Annotated in this window: 22 protein-coding genes and 5 pseudogenes; 13 read left to right on the forward strand and 14 right to left on the reverse strand. The window is 35.3% G+C overall.

Annotation, left to right across the window (positions count from 1 at the left end; translation table 11 throughout):
• Positions 1-16: 16 nt before the first annotated feature.
• Entirely contained in the window at positions 17-1,201 is a 1,185-nt protein-coding gene (locus JCM19034_RS10770; protein WP_062049632.1) for a hypothetical protein, read from the reverse strand.
• Positions 1,202-1,215: 14 nt separating this feature from the next.
• Positions 1,216-2,277, reverse strand: a complete 1,062-nt coding sequence (locus JCM19034_RS10775) for a beta-glucanase/beta-glucan synthetase (protein WP_156323957.1) — start codon at positions 2,275-2,277, stop codon at positions 1,216-1,218.
• A gap of 191 nt (positions 2,278-2,468) precedes the next feature.
• Between JCM19034_RS10775 and JCM19034_RS10780 the strand changes: the two genes are divergently transcribed.
• Positions 2,469-2,852, forward strand: a complete 384-nt coding sequence (locus JCM19034_RS10780) for a BlaI/MecI/CopY family transcriptional regulator (protein ID WP_370621900.1) — start codon at positions 2,469-2,471, stop codon at positions 2,850-2,852.
• A gap of 8 nt (positions 2,853-2,860) precedes the next feature.
• Positions 2,861-4,090 (forward strand): M56 family metallopeptidase, encoded by a 1,230-nt coding sequence (locus JCM19034_RS10785; protein WP_062049637.1) that lies wholly within the window; start codon positions 2,861-2,863, stop codon positions 4,088-4,090.
• Between the two features lie 40 nt (positions 4,091-4,130).
• On the opposite strand, the gene JCM19034_RS24915 is transcribed toward JCM19034_RS10785, so the two are convergent.
• The 3 genes from JCM19034_RS24915 to JCM19034_RS24920 form a co-directional block, all read right to left on the reverse strand.
• Complete coding sequence (locus JCM19034_RS24915) at positions 4,131-4,298, reverse strand: IS3 family transposase (protein ID WP_370621892.1); 168 nt, start codon at positions 4,296-4,298, stop codon at positions 4,131-4,133.
• A gap of 125 nt (positions 4,299-4,423) precedes the next feature.
• Entirely contained in the window at positions 4,424-5,098 is a 675-nt protein-coding gene (locus JCM19034_RS10790) for a serine hydrolase (protein ID WP_082393977.1), read from the reverse strand.
• Positions 5,071-5,349, reverse strand: coding sequence for a serine hydrolase (locus tag JCM19034_RS24920; protein ID WP_082393979.1), 279 nt, complete (start codon positions 5,347-5,349; stop codon positions 5,071-5,073). The genes JCM19034_RS10790 and JCM19034_RS24920 overlap by 28 nt, the downstream gene beginning before the upstream one ends.
• 165 nt (positions 5,350-5,514) lie before the next feature.
• Here JCM19034_RS24920 and JCM19034_RS24925 point away from each other — a divergent pair, with 165 nt between their 5' ends.
• From JCM19034_RS24925 to JCM19034_RS10815, 7 genes and pseudogenes are all read left to right on the forward strand, one after another.
• Positions 5,515-5,820 (forward strand): response regulator transcription factor, encoded by a 306-nt coding sequence (locus JCM19034_RS24925; protein WP_370621893.1) that lies wholly within the window; start codon positions 5,515-5,517, stop codon positions 5,818-5,820.
• Between the two features lie 83 nt (positions 5,821-5,903).
• The gene (locus JCM19034_RS24930) at positions 5,904-6,194 is read left to right on the forward strand and encodes a winged helix-turn-helix domain-containing protein (RefSeq protein ID WP_370621894.1); all 291 of its coding nucleotides are present in this window, start codon (positions 5,904-5,906) and stop codon (positions 6,192-6,194) included.
• 95 nt (positions 6,195-6,289) lie between these two features.
• Positions 6,290-7,203: pseudogene (locus JCM19034_RS10800) on the forward strand (ATP-binding cassette domain-containing protein).
• Complete coding sequence (locus tag JCM19034_RS10805; protein WP_062049642.1) at positions 7,200-7,955, forward strand: ABC transporter permease; 756 nt, start codon at positions 7,200-7,202, stop codon at positions 7,953-7,955. Before JCM19034_RS10800 ends, JCM19034_RS10805 begins: the two are co-directional and overlap by 4 nt.
• Positions 7,956-7,976: 21 nt before the next feature.
• Positions 7,977-8,438 carry a histidine kinase dimerization/phospho-acceptor domain-containing protein gene (locus JCM19034_RS23180; protein WP_231686916.1) on the forward strand — a complete coding sequence of 154 codons (462 nt, stop codon included), beginning with the start codon at positions 7,977-7,979 and terminating at the stop codon, positions 8,436-8,438.
• Between the two features lie 47 nt (positions 8,439-8,485).
• The gene (locus tag JCM19034_RS23185) at positions 8,486-8,887 is read left to right on the forward strand and encodes a HAMP domain-containing sensor histidine kinase (RefSeq protein WP_231686917.1); all 402 of its coding nucleotides are present in this window, start codon (positions 8,486-8,488) and stop codon (positions 8,885-8,887) included.
• Between the two features lie 615 nt (positions 8,888-9,502).
• Positions 9,503-9,963: pseudogene (locus JCM19034_RS10815) on the forward strand (CarD family transcriptional regulator).
• Positions 9,964-10,226: 263 nt separating this feature from the next.
• Here JCM19034_RS10815 and JCM19034_RS21010 read toward each other — a convergent pair.
• The 3 genes and pseudogenes from JCM19034_RS21010 to rlmD form a co-directional block, all read right to left on the reverse strand.
• Positions 10,227-10,352 (reverse strand): annotated as a pseudogene (locus JCM19034_RS21010) (transposase); the annotation flags it as partial.
• A gap of 144 nt (positions 10,353-10,496) precedes the next feature.
• Positions 10,497-10,700 (reverse strand): cold-shock protein, encoded by a 204-nt coding sequence (locus tag JCM19034_RS10820; protein WP_062049644.1) that lies wholly within the window; start codon positions 10,698-10,700, stop codon positions 10,497-10,499.
• A gap of 340 nt (positions 10,701-11,040) precedes the next feature.
• Positions 11,041-12,432: a 23S rRNA (uracil(1939)-C(5))-methyltransferase RlmD gene (rlmD, locus tag JCM19034_RS10825; protein ID WP_062049645.1), complete on the reverse strand. Its 1,392-nt coding sequence runs from the start codon at positions 12,430-12,432 to the stop codon at positions 11,041-11,043.
• A 368-nt stretch (positions 12,433-12,800) separates the two neighbouring features.
• Between rlmD and JCM19034_RS10830 the strand changes: the two are divergent.
• Positions 12,801-13,249: pseudogene (locus JCM19034_RS10830) on the forward strand (GyrI-like domain-containing protein).
• 111 nt (positions 13,250-13,360) lie between these two features.
• On the opposite strand, the gene JCM19034_RS10835 reads toward JCM19034_RS10830, so the two are convergent.
• The gene (locus JCM19034_RS10835) at positions 13,361-14,155 is read right to left on the reverse strand and encodes a zinc ribbon domain-containing protein (RefSeq protein WP_062049648.1); all 795 of its coding nucleotides are present in this window, start codon (positions 14,153-14,155) and stop codon (positions 13,361-13,363) included.
• 171 nt (positions 14,156-14,326) lie between these two features.
• On the opposite strand from JCM19034_RS10835, the gene JCM19034_RS10840 reads away from it, so the two are divergent.
• Genes JCM19034_RS10840 through JCM19034_RS10850 form a run of 3 tightly spaced genes read left to right on the forward strand, consistent with a single transcriptional unit; the run spans position 14,327 to position 16,100 of the window.
• Positions 14,327-15,058, forward strand: coding sequence for a zinc-ribbon domain-containing protein (locus JCM19034_RS10840; protein ID WP_062049650.1), 732 nt, complete (start codon positions 14,327-14,329; stop codon positions 15,056-15,058).
• A 2-nt stretch (positions 15,059-15,060) separates the two neighbouring features.
• Complete coding sequence (locus tag JCM19034_RS10845) at positions 15,061-15,804, forward strand: hypothetical protein (protein ID WP_062049652.1); 744 nt, start codon at positions 15,061-15,063, stop codon at positions 15,802-15,804.
• Positions 15,780-16,100 carry a hypothetical protein gene (locus JCM19034_RS10850; RefSeq protein WP_062049654.1) on the forward strand — a complete coding sequence of 107 codons (321 nt, stop codon included), beginning with the start codon at positions 15,780-15,782 and terminating at the stop codon, positions 16,098-16,100. Before JCM19034_RS10845 ends, JCM19034_RS10850 begins: the two co-directional genes overlap by 25 nt.
• 81 nt (positions 16,101-16,181) lie before the next feature.
• Here the strand turns inward: JCM19034_RS10850 and JCM19034_RS10855 are convergent, their stop codons facing one another.
• The 5 genes and pseudogenes from JCM19034_RS10855 to gatB all read right to left on the reverse strand — a co-directional run bounded on the left by JCM19034_RS10855 (position 16,182) and on the right by gatB (position 21,596).
• Positions 16,182-17,483 carry an alpha-glucosidase/alpha-galactosidase gene (locus tag JCM19034_RS10855; protein ID WP_062049656.1) on the reverse strand — a complete coding sequence of 434 codons (1,302 nt, stop codon included), beginning with the start codon at positions 17,481-17,483 and terminating at the stop codon, positions 16,182-16,184.
• Positions 17,484-17,627: 144 nt separating this feature from the next.
• A complete protein-coding gene (locus JCM19034_RS10860; RefSeq protein ID WP_082393981.1) occupies positions 17,628-18,206 on the reverse strand; it encodes a substrate-binding domain-containing protein in 579 nt (192 codons plus the stop codon).
• A 64-nt stretch (positions 18,207-18,270) separates the two neighbouring features.
• Positions 18,271-18,630: a LacI family DNA-binding transcriptional regulator gene (locus JCM19034_RS10865; RefSeq protein WP_062049660.1), complete on the reverse strand. Its 360-nt coding sequence runs from the start codon at positions 18,628-18,630 to the stop codon at positions 18,271-18,273.
• Between the two features lie 205 nt (positions 18,631-18,835).
• The gene (locus JCM19034_RS10870) at positions 18,836-19,729 is read right to left on the reverse strand and encodes a diacylglycerol kinase (RefSeq protein WP_062049662.1); all 894 of its coding nucleotides are present in this window, start codon (positions 19,727-19,729) and stop codon (positions 18,836-18,838) included.
• Between the two features lie 434 nt (positions 19,730-20,163).
• Positions 20,164-21,596, reverse strand: a pseudogene (gatB, locus tag JCM19034_RS10875) (Asp-tRNA(Asn)/Glu-tRNA(Gln) amidotransferase subunit GatB).
• Between the last annotated feature and the right edge of the window lie 12 nt (positions 21,597-21,608).

Raw genomic sequence — 21,608 nt, forward strand, 5'->3', positions numbered from 1 at the left:
ATGTAAAGTAACAAGTTTAAAAATGACTAATCAACATCTTCGTTTCAATATCCTCTCGTTTGGAACCTAGTAAAACGATGACAGTCTTCGTATCGTCTAAGACCTTTACAATCGGATCATGGGAGAGATAGAGACCATTCTCATCTGCAGTAACTTGTTGCTCACCTACTAATTGTCCATCTTCTGTTTGGTAAATACGAATCGTAAAATCATTGTTATTTATAATGGATGTGGCAAAATACGCTCCTTTATCTGATCCTGATATCGTGCCGCTTTCTTCTTTCTCTATTAAGGTATGTATCGTTGTCTCTTCAGTCTCATTCATCATTACCAGTAATCTACCTGAGGCAACCACAGGGTCTTCTGCTAATAACAGCAATTCATCATAAGCTGTCAATCGCTTGCAAGTATATTCATCGAATGTCCGATTAAACAAATTAGAACCATCTATATCGACTATTCCACAAGTGTCAAAAGAAGGTTGATCAAGTTGTGTTGGCAAGGTTTGTGCTTTAAAAGCGATCTGTGTTTCATCACGAATAAAACCGATTTGTTCAAATGCTGCTATATAAGAACGTGCCTCCATATCCTCCAATGTCAAATCAACTACTTTCGTCTTCTGCTTTGTCGCAAAGTCATAAAGATATAACCCTAAGTGTGTCGCATAACTCATCTTTGTCCCATCTTTACTGAAAGAAATTTCCTGTAAGGACAAAAACAAATCCTCTTCATCTATCAACTGTTGCAAGTCAAACTCCGAAACAACTTCGAGCTCATCATTATAAAATATGACCTGATATTGAGCTGTTCCTCCTAGCATTTCTGTACTGTCATTAAGAGTTTCTCTGATCGCAACATATCCATTTTCAACAATCCAAATTTTTTCAGTTTCAGCTTCTTCCTGTGAAACTTCTGCTATTATATTCTCTGCCGTTACATCGAATAAATATAAACTCTCAGCTGATATTAAAATATGTCCATTTTCCGCATAATGCACATTCCGTATATCTCCTTTTACTTGATTTAAATCTTTAAAAGTCTCAACAGGAGGGGGAGAAGCAAGAGCTGAATCTACTTTTTCTGCCGATTGATTAGAAGTATCTTCTATATTCTCTTGCTCTTCTTCCTTCTCTTGATTAGTACATCCTACGATGAAAAATAGAAGTAAGATGGTTACAGAGATAATAAATTTAGCGTTCATCACTTATTCTCCATTCATTTATATAATAGTAAGGATGGTGTTTTCAGAGATGAAACCCCGTCATCATAAAAGTCTTCAGAGTTCACAGGTGTTGAAACAACATAAAATGTACTGAAATCATCCAATTTCCCCACATCAAGCTCCACATCAATGACAGAAACATCCCCTTTAGTTAGCTCTGTTTGAAATGAGGTCTCTCCTTCTTGATTAGAGAGTGCTTGATGATTTAGGTAAAATGTATTCTGATAGATTACCCCTGGATGGCCAACTATCTTAAACGTCACATGTAGTTTTTCTTGATCATTTATTTGGAAGGTCGTCTCTACGTCTGGTTTCGTTTCTATATCTACCATACTAAACACATCTACCTCTAGCATTTCTGAATCAATCGCTATCACTCCTCCACCTAGTTTATCCATTAAATCTTCTGTCACTGGTTCAATCGATAGACGAACATCGTTTAATACCTCACTCGTCAGACTAGCTGAATCTATAGGGTCCGGATTTTCTTGAAAGACTAATGGACGTGTTACTTCTAATCGATCATGGTAACCACCATAGGATGTTGTTTCTTTCATGTCGGGAATAAATGCTGGGTTATATATGCTAGTAGTGGTTACGTTAACAGTCTCTCCCTTCTTACCAGTGATAGGTGTAAATATAAACTGAAGTGGTGTATCTTTGTTTTCTTCTTCTAAATCAAGAATGTGCATATATTGATAATCAGAATTTGCCGTATTTAGCTTGTAAGGTTGTGCAATCCCATCCACATACACTAGAAAACCAACATTGGTAGCTTTTCCTTCTGCCTGGACATAGTAATCTAATACTAATTCATCTCCATCATAGGATAAAGGAAGTACCTCTTCATTATCATCAAACTCTAAGTTACGATATCCATGAAAAATTGAGCCCAAAATAACTGTTTCTTCCTCATCCAATTCAAATGGATTATTATTCAAATCAGTATTTGTAACTTGTCCCTCTTCCTCTGAGTTCTCTTTGAAGCAGCCTGTGATGATAAGAAGACAAATCATTAGTAAAAATCCACACTTAAAAAGTAATCGTATATTCACGCTAAATTTCTCCTTTATCTCGTTCTTATTTTAAATGTCAATGTAGATACTATTCCTTACATCATATGGAACAACTCTCCTTTCCTATCGATAAAAGTGCAAAGGTTCATTGATTAATACTACTAACTTGTAGTATAATATGAACTATAGCACTGTAGTGATTGGATTGTAAATATAAAATTTTACAGGAGATGAATATTTTGTCTAAATTTCAAAGTTTATCTGAAACAGAAATGAAATTAATGCAAGTGATTTGGAAGATGAATCACCCAGTTAAATCAAGTGAATTATTAGACTTTTTTTCAGAAAAGGAAGGTAAAGAATGGAAGGGTCAAACGATTGCCACCTTTTTATCCAGACTTGTTGATAAAGGCTTGTTATCTGTAAAACGGGAAGGCCGATCAAATACGTACACCCCTTGCCTATCGTTAAAAGAATACAAGAAAAAAGAAGCACAAAGTCTATTAGATACAATGTATCAAGGATCAGTTAAGAATTTTTTAGCAACCCTTTACGATGACAAGGTTACTTCTAACGAATTAGATGAACTAAAAAAATGGTTTTCAGATAAGTAGGTGTGATAATGAATGAGTGGGTAAGTATATTCATTGCTTTATCCGTTGCCGGAAGTGGTATTCTATTATTTTCTTGCTTGAGTACCTATCTTTCAAAGGGCATGTTCAGTGCCAAGTGGCACTATTGGAATAGAATGCTATCTCTTTTTTTATTCCTTGTCCCGATTTTTTTACTGTTTAAATTATTCCCTTCAGTTAAACAAGAAGAGACGCTGTTCTATTCTTTAAGTCATTATTCTATTAATGAAACTAGTCTATCGTTACCGTTATTAGTCATTCAAATATTATTTGCTATCTGGTTGGTAGGCACGGTTATAGCGAGTTTGCGAGTTTACTATGTACATCAAACATTTATTAAAAAGTTAAAAGCAAACTATGTATCCATACCAAACGATCATTTCGCACAATCTCTTCTGAGCAAAAATATAAAAGAAATGAACCTTCAAACCAATATAAAATTGACGTTCTGTCAAGTAAATATAAGTCCTATTTTAGTTGGTGTTGTTAAACCAACAATCGTATTACCGATGTATGATATTCCAGATGATGAATTAGACATGATTATTAAACATGAATTAACGCACTTTAAGAAAAAAGACTTATGGGTAAAACAAGCTATGTTACTTGCAATGATTCTACATTGGTATAATCCTTTAATTTATGTCTTACAAAAGGAATTGACGAAATGGAGTGAACTTTCTTGTGATGAGGATGTTGTCATAAGAATGTCTCACGCGGAGAGAAAAAAGTATGGAGAAACGATATTAAATATCATGCATAGGGCAAATCAGGATTCAGAATTTGATTTTCTAGGGGTAACTTTTGCAGCTGGGCAAAGAAATTTAAAAAGTAGATTGACGAACATTTTAAAAGTGAAAGCGGGAAGTAAACCTATCACTATTCTTTCTACTGCTATTTTCATTTCTATTGCTTTTATTGGGATGGCAAGTTCTGTTTTGGCTCATGAGAACACACCGAGAGTATCAAACAATTATAGTCAACAAGACGTCAATTTAGTACCATTAGAAAGTTTAGGAAAAGAATCTCAAGAACATTTAGAACAGAGCACTCCACTAGATTCTGTGGAACGATCAAATGAATCTCAATCCTTTAAAGAAGAGCAAGAAAGTATTATTAATCAAGAGGAAATAACCCTTAAGCAATCAGAAGAAAATAACTTAATTTTCATAGAAGAGGAAGTCACTCTAAACGGTGAAATTATTTTAGTAGAAGATTAAGAAATAGGAAAAGACAGTAATTGATCTGAACGGCCCCCTGTTAAATAGACAGTGGATATTCAGAAAATGATTTAAGCGGCTTTAGCTCTATATTCAATAGGCTAAGGCCGTTTAATCGTTGTTGATATCTTTCATAATTGTAAAAGGAAATGTATGCATCAATTGCTTTTGAGGGGCATGTCAAGAAAGTGTGTAAGTTATTCTGCATACTATAACACCCGTTGGGTCATGAATTAATAGTTGTTCATCACCATCGCCCATTGTTTGTTTTAACTAGACATAGTAGAAGGAAGAGTTTTTAGAAACAAGAACTAACTTATGACATTATTATTTTTATCCCGGCTTATTTAAGTTATGTTTAAATATTGATTCTGCTATATCCTCGTTTACCACTCTACTAAGATTTAATAGAATTTGAATCAACCTTATGTTTTTTAATTGAATAGTTGAAGAAACTACAATACCGATTTGTTTTTCTTTGATAAAACCACAATACGTATGAAAGCCAGTCGTTTTACCATCATGATATATAACTGGATAGTCACTCCATTTTTTCTCTGCAATTAACCAACCTAATCCCATATTATAATTTTTCCATGGTGTTTTTGCTTGAAATTCATGGGTACATTCAATTTCTTCTTTTAAAGGACTATCTAGGATGCCCATTTGATGTTCTAAGTATTGAAGCATATCATTCATTGTACTTTTTAATCCACCTGTACTACTAATGGCGGGGAGTAAAAATGGCGGGATTCTTTCACCTTTTTTGTTATATGCTGATATATATCGTGAATGTTGTTCTTCATTTCCTGTTACAAATGTATTCTTCATACCGAGCGGGTGCAAAATATGTGACGTAATAGCTTCTTCATAGGTTAATCCTACTATTTCGGCTAATACATTTCCCAGTAAACCAATTGCGACGTTTGAGTATTTCCATTTTTTATCGATTTCTTTTCTTAAATCAAAATCTATAAAAATTAATGCAAATCTTGATCTGTATAATATTTATAAGGATTGTCTTTCTCGTCCTTATGTTCACTTATTCGTTTGCGTAATATTTTTATATCTTCTCTAGGGAGGCCAGAGCGATGTGTAGACAAATGTCGAAATGTCACTTCTTTTCCGTTATATGATAGTGCGTTTTTATATTCTGGTTTGTATGTTGATATTGGCTCGTCTAAAGCTATTTGGCTATTTAAGACTAACTTAGATAATAGTAAATTCGTAAAAGTTTTTGTAGTTGAGCCTATTTGAATATATTTACAAAACCATTATCCTCTCCATCCTCCTACATAACGAGCGAAAAACAATTCTTTTTTCATTCATTCAACATTTCAAACCGCATGAAGATCCATTTAAGTCAAGGAAATACGCTATAATGAGATTTAATCAATAAGATCGAACCAAGGGGTCTGATAATTGTGAATGAAGATAAAAGAATTTTAATCATAGAAGATGATCAAGAAATTAGTCGACTATTAAGTGTGATTTTGACAAATGTAGGGATAGATTCCGTTGTGGCTTATTCTGGTACAGAAGGTCTGTTGCAGCTTCAGAATGATACATATGACTTAATTTTATTAGATTTAATGTTACCAGGAAAAAGTGGGGAAGAATTAATCAAAGAGATTAGAGAAGATAGCAACATCCCAATTATAGTTATCTCCGCCAAGGTTGACATTGAAAGTAAAGTTCAAGTATTGAAAATGGGGCCGATGATTATATAACCAAGCCCTTTCATCAAAAAGAGGTTATTGCAAGAGTTGAAGTTCAATTACGAAAATCAAGTAGTCATTTATCACAAGCTCCAGTGAAAGTATGGCGTGGACTGAAAATTAATCCAGAAAAGCGATCTGTCTCCTTAGAAGGAAACGAGCTACAATTAACGAATGCAGAATTTGATATCCTGTCCTTATTCATTAGTTATCCTGAGCGTGCCTTTTCCAAAAGTGAGATTTACGAAAGAACGTGGAAACGGACCTACTTGGGCGATGACAATACGATTAGTGTTCATGTTTCAAATCTTCGTAAGAAAATAGCAGAAATCACTTCTGATGAGTATATAAGAACAATTTGGGGTGTAGGCTTCATGCTCATTTGAATTCTTTATGATTTCTTTATGTTTTGCTTAAGGGATATTAAAGACACCTAAGCTAGACTAAGTATAATAAGAATTTTAGCGAAGGAGTCTACAAGATGGATACCATTATTCAAACATTTCATTTGACGAAAGCCTTTAAAGAAGATGAAATTATCAAACCGCTTAATTTCTCATTACAGCAAGGGGAAATTTGTGCACTAATCGGAAAGAATGGTGCGGGCAAATCGACGTTTTTTAAAATGCTTTCAGGCCAATTCATTCCTACTTCAGGAGACATTCACTTATTTGGGAAATCAGGCAAAGAAATGACCACAGCACAAAAGAGAATGGGTTTTATGATCGAGACACCTGAGTTTTTCCTGATTTTACAGCCACTCAAAATCTTGAGTATTTTCGAATTCAACGAGGGGTCGTTGAGAAAAAGAGGATTTATGAAGTCTTACAAATTGTTGGTTTAGCCAATGAAAAGAAGAAACGGTTTAAAGATTATTCAATGGGGATGAAGCAGCGACTTGGTATAGCCCTTTGTCTTCTAAGTAGTCCAGATTGTTTAGTTCTAGATGAGCCTATTAATGGTTTAGATGCTGAGGGCATTATGGAGATTCGTCAGTTATTATTGAAGCTAAATGAAGAAAAACAAATAACCATTTTAATTTCCAGCCATATTTTAAGTGAATTACAATTATTAGCTACGCGTTTTGTCTTTATTAAGAATGGTGTTATTGTCGATGATTTACGTAAAGAGGATTTAGATGAAAAAAGTAAAAAGCAAATTCGGCTTAAGGTCAATAATACCGCCAAAACAGCCCAATTGTTAGAGCAAGCCTATCCAGATATTCAATATAAAGTACTTCCTAATCATAGTATTACCATTCAAAACCATATAGAAGAAGGTGGAGAGATTAATCGTCTCTTAACTACCAATGGTGTGTTAGTGATGGAGTTTCGTTTCGAAGCACTGAATTTAGAAGAGTATTTCTTAGGATTAGTGGAGGACAAAGAAAAATGATAAATTACATGAAGAGCGAACATTATCGTTTACTACACAAAAAAGGACCTTATATTACAGGGGTTATTGGGTTATTCTTAATTGTTGCAGCTGCGGCTGTTTTATACCTTCTTCCAAATTCAGATCCAGATTTTCCATACGCAACTAGTATGTTTTTTTATTCAAACGTCATTAGTGGTGGACTCCTAATTATGATCATAGGATTCATCTTTAATTCGGCACTTACTGGTAAAGATACGGCTATCATTAAACAATCTGTATCCTTCGGTAGTTCTCGGAACACCGTCTTTTGGTCGAAGCTCATTCTAACATCCATGTATTTTCTGTTACTATGTGTGATTGGTCTAGCCTTAACAATTGTATTGGGTGAGAGCCTGTTGGCCAGTGAGGAAGAAGCAGTCAGGAATTTCCTAATAGCTTGTTTCAATATGGTACCGATTGTGGTTAGTGGATTTATTGTCATCCATGTGCTTAAGATGGTAAAGGTCGGCGATGTCTATATCTTCATCTTGTTGCTATTCCTCTTCCTATTTTCAGGTGACCTATTTCGGATACTACTCCGATCGATTTCAGGAATAAATGAACTATATCTATATGCACCAAGTACACTATTAGACGATAATTTAATGAATTTCATAACACAAACGGTTCAGGTTCAATTCGAGTATCGTCCTTGGGTTACTGGTATTGTGATTTCGGTGATTTTTTTACTAATAGGGGCAAATAAATTCGCTAAACAAAATATTGATTGATGGAGGAAGGGATGAAAGAAAGTGAACAGCTGGTTGATTATCATTATTTTAATTTTTCTACTAATCATTAGTATCGGAATGCTTCTGCTTCTCCTTTACGATATAAAAAGAATGACGAAGCAATTAGAAGATATCATCGGGAATTTTGGTACAAATGAATTGGTTCGCACAAATACACATAGTAAAATTCTGATTCAATTCATTGCGAAAATCAACCAGCTCATTTACTTATTCAAGCAGGATCAGCAGAATATGTTTAAGAGAGAGAAAGAACTAAGACAAGAAGTGACAAACATCTCTCATGATTTGAGGACACCTTTAACATCCATTAAAGGCTTTTCCGAACTGCTTGCTGACCCTTCTTTATCTGATGCAGACAAGAAAGAGTTTTTAAGTATCATTCAAAAGAAAATTGACCATCTCACAATGATGCTGATTTATTCTATGAGCTATCACAAATTGACTCCTCCGATAAGCCATTAATCCTGGAGCAACAGTTTTTTGATAAAATCGTCGTAGAAGCGATGCTCTTGTTCTACAATGATTTTGAGAAGAATCAATTAAAGGTACATATGGATGAAGTGACAGTATCTCCTATTTTAGCTGATAAAAAGGCAACAAATCGAATTGTAACTAATATTATTCAAAATGCACTACGTTATGCCAAAAGCTATGTAACAATTAACTTGATTGAAGAAGAAAAGTATTTTCGGTTACGAGTAGTAAATGATATTGAGCAGATTGATCGTACTGAGCTTAATCGAATTTTTGACCGATCCTTTACATTGGATACTAGTCGAAGTGGGGGACAACTTGGATTAGGCCTCCATATTGTTCAACAACTTATAAACAAGCAAGACGGAAAAGTAGTTGCCAACGTTCATGACAATGAATTTATGATTGACGTAAGGCTTAAGAAATGGGATGAATGATACGAGTTATAGGTTATATAATTTCGTAAAAAGAAGAGGATTCATCCCACTTTTCCAACTGTTATAAGAAAAAATAATAAGGATAATCATGTTCCAGCTAGTAAATTTACAAATGCTAATATAACTGACAGACATGACTCAATTAATAATACCTCACTCTGAACTTTCATTAATAAGTAGTAATTTAAAAATATGCTAGACTTAGTTAAAACGGGAATATAAACTCTCTACCACTAAAACCTGCCCACACTACCAAGCCCATCATTAGGATTGTTTGACTAATAATTGATCTTTTTTTGATACTGTAAGCCACTTTCCATTCGTTACCCACCCTCAGCATATTTCAGCCTAAATTCACCACTAAATCTTACTATTTGAAACATTAATTTATCGGGAAGTTTTTTAAATCGATTTAATTCAAATTAAATAATTAGTATAGATGATATAGTCGTTACAATTATATTCAGGACCACCAACTATAACGCAGCAACCACCAAGTTTAATTTATACATATCAGTTGACAGGTCAAATGATTTTATGATATTATTAAAAATTTGATAAAAAACTATACATATGTTAAGATAAAGAATATAACCATATATGGAGGTGGATTATTTGTTTCAAATTGGCGATAACATTGTTTATCCAATGCACGGAGCAGGTATAATTAAAGCCATAGAAGAAAAGGAAATCTCAGGGGACAAACAACAGTATTATGTCATAAAAATGTTAATTGGTAATATGCAAGTCATGATCCTACGGGTAAAATATTGAGTTCATGTATACGCCCTGTTACTGACATAATTGCATTAAAACACATCATACACATTTTTCAGCATGGAGAATCAGATCGATTACTGCCGTGGAAACAAAGGTATAAAGTAAACACGGACAAAATAAAAACGGGCCAAATACAAGATTGTGCTGAAGTTGTACGTGATTTAATGCGTATGAAGAAAGAAAAAGCACTTAATACAAGTGAAAAAATAATGTTAGATAATGCACATCAATTTTTGAATAGTGAACTGGGCCTAATTAAAGGAATTACTGAAAACCAATTAAAAAGTTTCTATTAAGTTTATTTAAGAAAATGTATTACACCTCCCAAAAATATCCTGATTTTTCGGGGAATATGTTGGTTGCTTTCAAAGACAATAAACTTCTTCAACTCACCTTTAGAGCATTAACCTCTTTCGTTATTTCTTACAATCTAATCCATCTTTATTATTTACATTCTTTTACGAACTATTATTTTCAATGAAATGGAAAACACACATAATATGTTAAAAAAAGACAGTCATTTTATTCTATTAGTTAAAGCTCTTACGTTTCATCTCAACGCTGTAAACTTACCAGAAGAGTAAACACTTGGATCTACACCAGCGAATGCTTTTATCCTTTTGGCGTGACTAAAACGATCAATTTCTCGAATTTCTGAAATATTCGTTGAAACGATTTTTTCTCCGCATTTAGAGAGGGGCATCTATTTCTCCTGCTATTTTGATTCTCTTTAAATTGAAGATCAATAGTAATATCATCTCAAAATTACTATTAAGTAGCAAAAAAAACAGGCTCTTTATAAAGAACCTGTTTTTTATGCGATTTAAGATTAAGCTGTTTTTTGAACGTTAGCAGCTTGAGCTCCACGAGCACCTTGCTCAACGTCAAACGTTACTTTTTGACCTTCGTCTAATGATTTGAAGCCTTCACTTTGGATAGCAGAGAAATGTACGAATACATCGTCTTCATTTTCACGTTCGATAAAGCCGAAACCTTTTTCTGCATTAAACCATTTTACTGTACCTGTTTCCATTTTTGTTGCCTCCTAGTGCGTTACCACACATTTTATTACTATCCTTGCCCAAGTATCATCAAGACGAAAAGTCAATATTCATACTATCCTTTACACCGAACAAAAATAATTCTTCTTTATTATAGCAGTAAACGGAAAAAATTGCAAATCATTGGAATCCATCTGAAATAGGTTGAGTAATTAAATCAACCTTCAACAAATGCATAATAAAGAAGTTACTCAAAAAAGTAACTCCTTTATTATTTCATTCTACTTATAAATTAATGACTGCTTTTTTTGTGGCTAGCCCCGTTTTCTAAACCATAACTTTCAATTGCTTAAAAAGGCCCTTAACTCACTGTTACATAACTTTTTTCCCATTATAAATTAGTAGTGAACAGCACTCCACATGTGTCGAATGCGGAAACATATCCACTGGCTGCACTTCCACCGTTTTATATCCGCCAGACTCGAGCACCTTCAAATCACGTGCTAGCGTCGCCGGGTTACAGGAGACGTAAACGACCCGTTGTGGTTTCATCGAAAGAATCGTGTCAAGCAATGCTTGATCACAGCCTTTTCGTGGCGGGTCAACGACGATCACCTCGGGGCGGATACCTTGGCCGTACCACCATGGCATGACTTTTTCGGCTTCTCCAACGGCAAAATCAACGTTTGAGATTTCGTTTAACTTAGCGTTTCGTTTTGCATCGGTAATGGCATCTGAAACGATTTCAACACCATAGACGTGCTTCGCTTTTTGGGCTAGGAACAGGGAGATTGTTCCGATACCGCAATAAGCATCAATTACGGTTTCGCTTCCTGTAAGGTTCGCGTACTGAAGTGCTTTTTCGTATAGAACTTTAGTTTGTTCTGGGTTCACTTGGAAAAAGGAGCGTGCAGATATCGCAAATTTGATATCTCCAATGTAATCATATATATATTCTTCTCCCCATAATACACTCGTTTTATCGCCAAAGATAACATTGGTTCGTTTGGAATTAATATTTTGTACAATCGATTTTACGTTTGGTACTTGTTCACAGATGGCATCGATCAGCTTCTGTTTCTGTGGTAGGTCCTTACCTCTTGTAACAAGAATGACCATTAACTCGTCTGTGACATAACCTTTTCTTGTGACAACATGACGCAGTATGCCACTATGCTTTTCTTCATTATAAGCACGAATGCCGTATTGATTAGCCATACGCTTCACTAATTGTACGACTTGGTCACTTTCTTCTGTTTGAATAATACATTGGTCAGTATCAATGATACGATGGCTTCGCTCCTGATAAAACCCACCGATGACAAGACCAGCTTCTTCTCCTATCGGAACTTGTGCTTTATTTCGATAACGCCATGGCTCAGCCATACCAATTGTAGCGAGGACGGGAACTTCTTTAAGCCCCCCAATACGTTCAAGCACATCTTTTACTTGCTTTTGCTTAAACAAAAGCTGGCCTTCATAGCTCATATGCTGCATTTGGCAGCCACCACAATGTTGATAAATTGGACATAGTGGTTCTATTCGATGAGTACTCTCCTCATTAATATTCATTAATCGTGCAAAACCGTAGCCTTTGTTCGTCTTCGTTACTTTTATATCAACCTTCTCACCAGGTAATGCTTTCGGTACAAATAGCGTATAGCCCTCTACCTTTGCTACACCTGCTCCTTCATGCGTTAAATCCTCTATCGTTACTTGCAGCTGATCGTTTTTCTTTACAGGTGGTGGTGCTTGTTTTTTCATTCATATCCGTCCTTTATTTTATCCCTATTTAGCTATTGTAGCATTAAAATCTGCCCAATATGTATCATCATACATAGGATCTTGTTTTGCACATTACGTGTATAGATGTTCTAACCTACACTACCTACAAATCGTAGGCTATTATGAATGATAACACAAATTACTTCTTTTTAGACAAAATCGGAAGGTACCTATTTGCGGACAAAGAGAACGAGAAAATGAATGGTACTATTTGTTAGTAACTTTTAGGTGTACGACTAAATCGATGTGAATTATCAGAAAATTTTAAAAATAATAATGTTATATTTTTTAACCATGTTACATTCAAAACGTAACAAACTATCATTCCAGAAAGGAAGAAAGAACTTATGAAATTCAAAGTCGAAACAATTCCGAGCTATCGTATTGCTTATATGCGACGTGTTGGTCCTTATGGTCCAGCAAATCATACAGTCATGGAGAATTTAAAAAAATGGCAATAGAGAAAAATCTTCTAACATCAGCAATCATATTTGCTATTCCACAAGACAACCCCAAAACAACAATTCCTAATAATTGTAGATTTGATGCTTGTATTGTGATATCAAGTGATGTTCTAATCGATGAATCAGTTTACCAAGGTGCAATTCCGGGAGGAACATACCTTATATACAAAGTTAAACATACTGCAGATGCTATTAAGAAAGCATATTCTGATATATTTACTTCCCTACAAAGCAATGGCTATGGATTAGATCACAAACCCATTATGGAAAAATACATGGGAGATATGATTAGTAACCCCTATTGCGAGATATGCGTCCCAATAAAAGCTTGAGTATCTAACGTAAAAACAGGAAGCTATCTGTATTGATAGCTTCCTATTCTAACTATAAACATCGACTATATTTTAATCTCTCAAGAAAAGTCCTCTACCCATAAACAACAATCAATAAAATCTATCTAGTGTCTCCAAAATGTCCGCGATAAACACTCTTATTAAGATCACTATGATAATAATATTTAACAATAGTGATAATAAGCTAAGATAATATGATTGTTTCACATCATCACGTACTAAATGATAGAAACAATGGATGAGTGGATTGATAAAGATAACAACTAATAATGGTAGAAGTATGAAAGCAAACACCCAGAAATTAAATTCAAAATCATAAAGATTAATCTTAACAATCCCAATCAGTGCTAATAAAGCTAATAAGATAAATAATCCGAATATTGGAACTTGAAGCCCTATATAACGATTGAATAGTGTTTTGAATGGAGAAGTAATTTTGCTTATTTTTAATGTAATCCAATTCGCTATTAAACCAGAAATGAACAAACTTAACATCACAAATAGAACTCGAATGATAATAGGGAAAAATGGTAGTTTCTCATCTGTAAATATACCGAATGTATCCTTCCAAATATTATCTATAATTCCAAAAAAGAATAGTGCTACTGCTAAAGGAAATAAGATCGCTGTTAAAAGTGCATGATTGAACGTCGTTTCATTATCTTGTAATGATTTACTAGGATTCTTAAGTCGTGTTAAAACATAATTCCAGTATTGTTCTGATCCTTTCTTTACTTTATCCATAGTTGGATGAGATGCTGTTTTCTGATGAATCGTTTGTTCGTCCGCTATAGCTTGAGAATGTTGTTCAAGTAGCTTCGTGCCACATGATTCGCAAAAATTCCCTTCTGTTTGCTCGTTTCCACAATTTTGACAAGTAACCAAAAATATCGCTCCTTTTTATTAACTTCTTCAATAACACAAAGCTAAATAGAACTTCACTTAATCCTTCCCTTGCTATCAATATTATAATGTAATACATTATAATAAGTAAATATTCCTAATTCATTTTTACTATTTTTATGATACCAATTAACTTTAAACGGAGGATTAGTAATGAAATATTGCAAGCATTGCGGTAAAGAAATCACAGAAGAAATGAAGTTTTGTAAAGATTGTGGTGCAAATACTACTACTTCTCTACAGCCGACACAAAATGAGGAGGAACATCCGAAGTTTTCTAAAAAGAAAAAAATGATTATATCAATAGCGGGCAGTGCAGTATTGCTATTGGTAGTTGTTTTCTCGATTCTAAATTACTTATCGTCACCCGATAGATTAATGAAAACATTATATACAGCCATAGAAGAACACGATTATGAAAAAATAAATGATTTGATTTATTTTAGCAATAGCGATGATAAAATCGGCGTTGACAATGCGACGTCACTGGCAACGGAGATTGAAAGAACAGGTAGCTTAGAATATACACTACGCCAATTAAGAGAACAAGTTGGTCGAACAAGTACAGAAAATTATGATTTACATTTAACACCAAGGAAATGTTTCCTATTAATAGATTGCTATCGGATTGTAACTGATCCTCATTATGTGAAAGTAACGACTAATTTAAACAATGTTGAGATTCATCGCGGTAATACTACAACAACCATTGAAAATCGAGATGATGAAGTCCTAATTGGCCCGCTCACATATGCAGAAGTGACATTACAGGGCTCTACGAGAACGAATTTGTTACATTGGAAGTTGAAGAAGTGTTGGAACCTCTATATACAGAATCAGTGCATCTATACTTTAATTATGATTCGATTTGGATTGAGGATATAGGTTTGTCCAAAGATTGGAACGTATTATTAAATGACACTGAAATTGATGAATCTATGTATCTTACATCAGATTCTATTGGTCCAATCGATGCTAATACAGATTATACCATCGAAGTAATTGGTGATTTTCCCTGGGGTAGCTTAACAACTGGTAAACAACCACTTTCCAATTTCCATGATGTATACTTCCAGTTACCTGATGATGTTTTAGCAGATATTATAGAAACAATCAGCGATTTTTACAAACAATACTTAGAAGTATTCCGAACGAACGACCCAAAGCAAGCTGACTCATTATGGTCTTCAAAAGAAGAAGTAACAGAACTAGTAGAATGGGTCGCAAGCCTTTATGATAATGTTGAGAATAATGAAATCACTTATTATCTAGATTTTAAAGAATTTGCTGTTGGAAATAATCATGTAAAAGTATTGGAGGATAATAAGCTTCGTATTTCTACAATGATTAATAAAGCATTCGATTATCATTGGTACGCAGAAGAAATAGAAAATCCAATATATGAAACGGATTATGAATTTTTCGATTTGAGCTATGATGATGGTAAATGGTCGGTAGATTATTATGATTCTTATTACCATGATTTTGATTGGGATTTTGGTTCTGAGCTTTACTCAATAGAAAGTGACCCCGTAATTATTAAGGATTCAAAAACAAATAAAAAATCTAGTTCAAGTGATGAACCGAGTGAGAGATTGAAGAAACAGTGCTATCATATATTGACTCTCTAGTTGATGCTATCAATTATAATAACTATTCTGAAGTTGCTCCTTATATTCTAGATAATAGTCCTCTTGAAGATATGCAAATCGGCTTAATCAATCGATTAACTGAAAATGGTACGACAGAAGAAGTAATCGATCGGGAAGTAGTAAGTATTGAAGAGTCGGGTAACAATTGGCTTGTAAAAACAAATGAAACGATTAAAATCATTTATAAGAGCGGTAAGGAAGAGGTCAGTGACTACACATGGACATATACCGTTGAAAAGGTAGAAGGCAACTATTATGTAAGCAACATAGAATAAAAAAAACAGTTAACTACTTTTAACTACTTTGTAAAAAGAGTCTAGTAGGGTGAACCTTCCCTCTAGACTCTCTTATTTTGCTTATTTATATTCAGGAAGCCACTGTCCATGAGCTTCAATCAAGTCATCACACATCGCAATAATATCATCCATTGATAATTCAGAGCTTGTATGCGGGTCAAGCATAGCCGCCTGATAAATATGTTCTTTCTTTAAAGTCATCGCCGCTTCAATCGTTAAAAGCTGCGTATTAATGTTTGTACGGTTAAGTGCTGCTAGCTGTTCTGGCAAATCCCCAACATAACATGGCATAATTCCACTTCTATCTGCTACACAAGGTACTTCAACACAAGCATTTGTCGGTAAATTTGAAATTAAACCGCCTGTATTTAATACATTCCCACCAAATTTAAAAGGCTTGTTCGTTTCCATTGCTTCAATAATATAAGAGCTATATTCATGGGTGCGTTCGTGTGAAAGCTGTGTATTATTAACCATCTCTTCACGCATGTTTTCCCATCCCTTAATTTGATTAACACAACGACGCGGGTATTCATCTAACGGAATGTTAAATTGTTCGATTAACTCAGGATATCGACTTTTTATGAAATAAGGATGATATTCGGCATTATGTTCAGAGGATTCCGTTACATAATAACCAAACTTATCCATTAGCTCGAACCGAACCATATCATCGTGCTTTTCTTTTTGCTTCTCCCTGGCTCTCTTTTTTATTTCTGGATATAAATCCTTTCCATCCTTCTTTACTTCGAGCAACCAAGCCATATGGTTAATGCCGGCAATTTTTTCCTCAATGCCAGTATGATCCATCTCTAAAGCCTTAAATAGGTGTTCTGTACAAATTTGTACACTGTGGCATAATCCGATCGTTTTTATATTTGTATAGCGGAGCATCGTTCCCGTTAGTGCAGCCATCGGATTCGTATAATTTAAAAACCAGGCATCTGGGCATACCTCTTCCATATCTTTTGCAAAATCTAATAAGACAGGAATTGTACGTAATGACCGAAATATCCCACCGATCCCAACTGTATCAGCTATCGTTTGACGTAGACCATATTTTTTCGGGATTTCAAAGTCAATAACTGTACTTGGCTCATATCCCCCTACTTGAATGGCATTTATGACGTATTTCGCACCTCTAAGTGCTTCTTTCCGATCCGAATACGCTTTCACTTTAATCGTTTCGTTATAGTTATTCGCTAAATTTAGAAGCATTGTTTCAGAATCCTTGAGTCTTGTTTCGTCAATATCATGTAATGCGAACTCAAAACCATTTAATGCTTCAACAAACATACAATCACCTAGCACATTTTTTGCGAAAACGGTACTTCCTGCTCCAATAAACGTTATTTTCGCCATCGGTAATACCTCCTTTATATTTTAGTAAAATTAAATACTTATTTACTAAAATATAACTCATTATTTATCAACTGACAATACGTTTACAAAAAAAGGTTCATGATTATTTCTACTATAATCATGAACCTTTTTTAACGGTTTATCTTATTTGTATCGTTTGGCACTTTCTCTTATGACTAAGTTTGTAGGAAGAACTACTTTAATCGGGATACTTCTCCCACCAAGCTGATCTAAAACAAGCTTAACGGCCGCTCTTCCCATTTCCTCTGTGTATACTTTAACGGTCGTTAATGAAGGTTGGGTAAAAGCAGCCATTTCAACATCGTTAAAACTAACAATGCTAATATCGTCAGGTACTCGTAATTGGGCTTCATGTGCTGCACGAATCGCTCCAATTGCCATTGCATCACTAGCAACAAAGAGAGCTGTTGGCCGATCTTCTACTTCAAGCAAATCCTTCATACACTCATAACCATTACCTACTAGAAACTGTGAGGATACGTATATGTAATCCTCGCGAAAAAGTGCTTTTTCTTTCAAAATGGACTCAAATGCCTTCTGTCGGGAATCTTTGACTATTACATCATCAGCTACTTGATGTAACCCTCCGATAAATCCAATTTTCGTGTGACCAAGAGAAATTAAATGTTCTATTGCCTGTTCTGTCGCTTTTTGATAATCAAAGACAACACTGTCATACTTCGGATTTCTGACGAAGCTAATACTACAGGACCAATTGCCTCAACTTTGGATTCGTCTCGTAACTGACCAATGACAATTAATGCGTTCAAATCCTCATATGTCTCGCGATTCTCCGCCAGTCTGCCTTTAATTTCCGAAGCGAAATACCTCTTTCAGCACATTCTTTTTCTATTCCTTTTCGAATCGATAGAAAATATGTATCTTCCCACTCATATTCCGGCGAATACCACGTTTCTAAACCAATAGTATAGCTCGAAGTGACGAATCCCTGATGTCTTTCTGTTTGCCGCTTACGTATCGGTACATAATTCAATTCATTTGCAATAGTAATAATGCGCTCACGCGTTTCGGTTGTAACGGAAAGGCTTTTATCCTGATTTAAAACCCTTGATACCGTAGCAGTTGATACATTTGCTTTCTCCGCAATATCTTTTATTGTAGCCAAGTTCATCCCCTCACTATAATTCCAGAGGCACAATCTACCTCTCATTCCTATATGAATTGTAGCATGAACCGAGTTATTTAGAAAATCACACTGTACATAAACAGCAGCTGAATGTTTCCTATACTAAAATGTGTACGTAACAAGTGTGACTCAAGAAGAAAACTGTCCTAAAGATTGTAAACAATCATTAAGACAGTTTATTATGCTACGAACGTGTTTCTGGCATGAGCATTTTAAAATGGTGATACATATTTACAAATTCAGCTGGAAGAGCTCCGCCATGCTCTCCATCAAGGTTTAACTGCATGTCCCCTTCTACTTCCACTTTGATCCGGTTTGCGTGTACATACATGACCTTCGGATGGTTAATATGTTCTCCACGCAAAGCTAGAGTTACTAAATGTAGAAACTCAGAAAATGATAACTTTTTTACAATGATAAAGTCAAACATTCCATCCTGTAAAGAGGCATCTGGAGCTAGCCTTTCAAATCCGCCAACAGAATTTGTATTTGAGACAAGAAACAGCATAATCTCTTCTTCAAATAACTTACCATCGTATTCAATTCGAACATGCTGCGGTGCTATTTGCGGTAGCTTTTCTATTCCTTTTAAATAGTATGCTAGTTGGCCAACAGCCGTCTTTAATTTACTAGGAACTTCATAAGTTAGCTCCGTCAATGTTCCCCCAGCGGCGATGTTAATAAAAAAACGATCATTTACTTTACCTATATCAATTGGTTCAATATAACCGTCACACAAAATATCGCAAGCTCTTTCAACATCTCGTGGAATACGAAGTGCTCGTGCAAAATCATTCGTTGTTCCTGCTGGTATTAAACCGAGTGTCGGTCTCTTCTCCAGGTTGGCTAAACCATTGACGACTTCAAAAATCGTCCCATCCCCACCTGCGGCGATCACGAGGTCATATTCATTTTCACCTGCTATACGTGCAGCCCTTGTAGCACAACCTTCACCAGTAGTTGCATGAGCAGATGTTTCATAGCCTGAGGTCTCTAGCCGTTCTAAAATATACGCTAAGTTCTTTCTGATTTGTTCGCGACCTGAAGTTGGGTTATAAATCAAACGCGCTTTTTTCATCATGATCCCTACTTTATCTGTTAATAATCGCCAAATTTTGTCATATACTTAGTATTGTACCTTACATCTAATCTATAAGCAATGAGCATAGGTCATACTGATTTTTAATGAACGTATCACATCTTTTAGTCAATACGTGTATGCGAGCGTACGTTAACCGAATGCTGTTATTCATTCTTTCTTAATCCAACGATTCGTTTTTAATGAGTTTTATATTTAGATAAGGCGATTGATAGCTTGGGGCTAATTTCTTTAATAAATCATTCAACTAACACCCTTTTGATGCATTTCCTCGCCATTTCTGCACCTACTGCGTTTGGGACATCTTGCATCTATCAGCACTGCACGTAAGGCTATTTCACTCCTTAACCTAAAATAAAAAAGATCCTCACCTGCTCCATAATTAAGCAAGCAAATGAGAATCCCCCCAATTATTAACGCTTTTTCATTTCTTCAATCAATAGCTTGTTGACCATCGGTGGGTTTGCTTTTCCTTTCGATGCTTTCATTACTTGTCCGACAAGGAAGCCAACCGCTTTTTCTTTGCCATTTTTATAATCGTCAATGATTTTTGGATTGTTATCAAGAACCTCTGTGACCATCTGAAGAATCGCACCTTCATCAGAGATTTGAACAAGTCCTTTGTCTTTTACAATTTGCTCTGCGTCGCCACCATTTTCAATTAATTCTTTGAACACTGTCTTCGCAATTTTAGAAGAGATCGTTCCTTTTTCAATTAATTGAATCATTCCTGCTAAGCCTTCAGGTGTTAATGCAACGTCTTTTAACTCTTTTTGTTCAGCATTTAAATACGCCGACACTTCACCCATTAACCAGTTTGATGCTTGTTTTGCACTTGCACCATGCTCTACCGTACTTTCAAAGAAGTCAGACATCTCTTTCGTTAATGTTAATACCCCTGCGTCATATGCTGGTAATCCTAACTCCTCCACGTAACGCTGCTTACGAGCATCCGGTAATTCCGGAATAGTAGCTAGAACACGTGCTTTCCACTCGTCATCAATATAAAGTGCCACTAAGTCAGGCTCCGGGAAATAACGATAATCATCTGAGCCTTCCTTTACTCGCATCAAGAGTGTTTTGTTGGCAGCCTCATCATAACGACGTGTTTCTTGTTCAATAACTCCACCTGAGAGAAGTACTTGCTCTTGACGCTTCTCTTCATACTCTAATCCTTTGCGAACGAAGTTAAATGAGTTTAAGTTTTTCAGCTCTGTTTTCGTACCGAACTTCTCTTGACCAACAGGACGAAGAGAAATGTTCGCATCACACCGTAGAGAACCTTCCTCCATTTTACAATCGGAAACACCCGTATATTGAATGATTGCCTTCAGCTTCTCTAAATAAGCATATGCTTCATTCGGTGTACGAATATCTGGTTCAGATACGATCTCAATCAATGGCGTCCCTTGACGGTTATAGTCGACTAATGAATAGCCATTAGATGAGTGTGTTAACTTTCCCGCATCCTCTTCTAGGTGAAGACGAGTAATTCCAATCCGTTTCTTATAGCCATCCACTTCAATTTCAATCCATCCATTCTCGCCAATCGGTTGATCAAATTGCGAAATCTGATAAGCTTTCGGGTTATCCGGATAAAATAGTTCTTACGATCAAATTTCGTATCGGTTGCAACCTCACAATTTAATGCCATTGCTGCTTTCATCGCGAACTCAACAGCCGAACGATTTAAAACAGGCAAAACCCCAGGATAACCTAGATCAATCACACTCGTGTTTGCATTCGGCTCAGACCCGAAGTGATTGGGACTTGCTGAGAAAATTTTTGATTCTGTTTCTAGCTCTACATGGACTTCAAGTCCGATAATCGTTTCAAATTGACTCATTACTTCATCCCT

Origin of the sequence: Bacillus sp. JCM 19034, from assembly GCF_001310635.1 — a bacterium.
Lineage (GTDB): Bacteria > Bacillota > Bacilli > Bacillales > Bacillaceae_D > Halalkalibacter.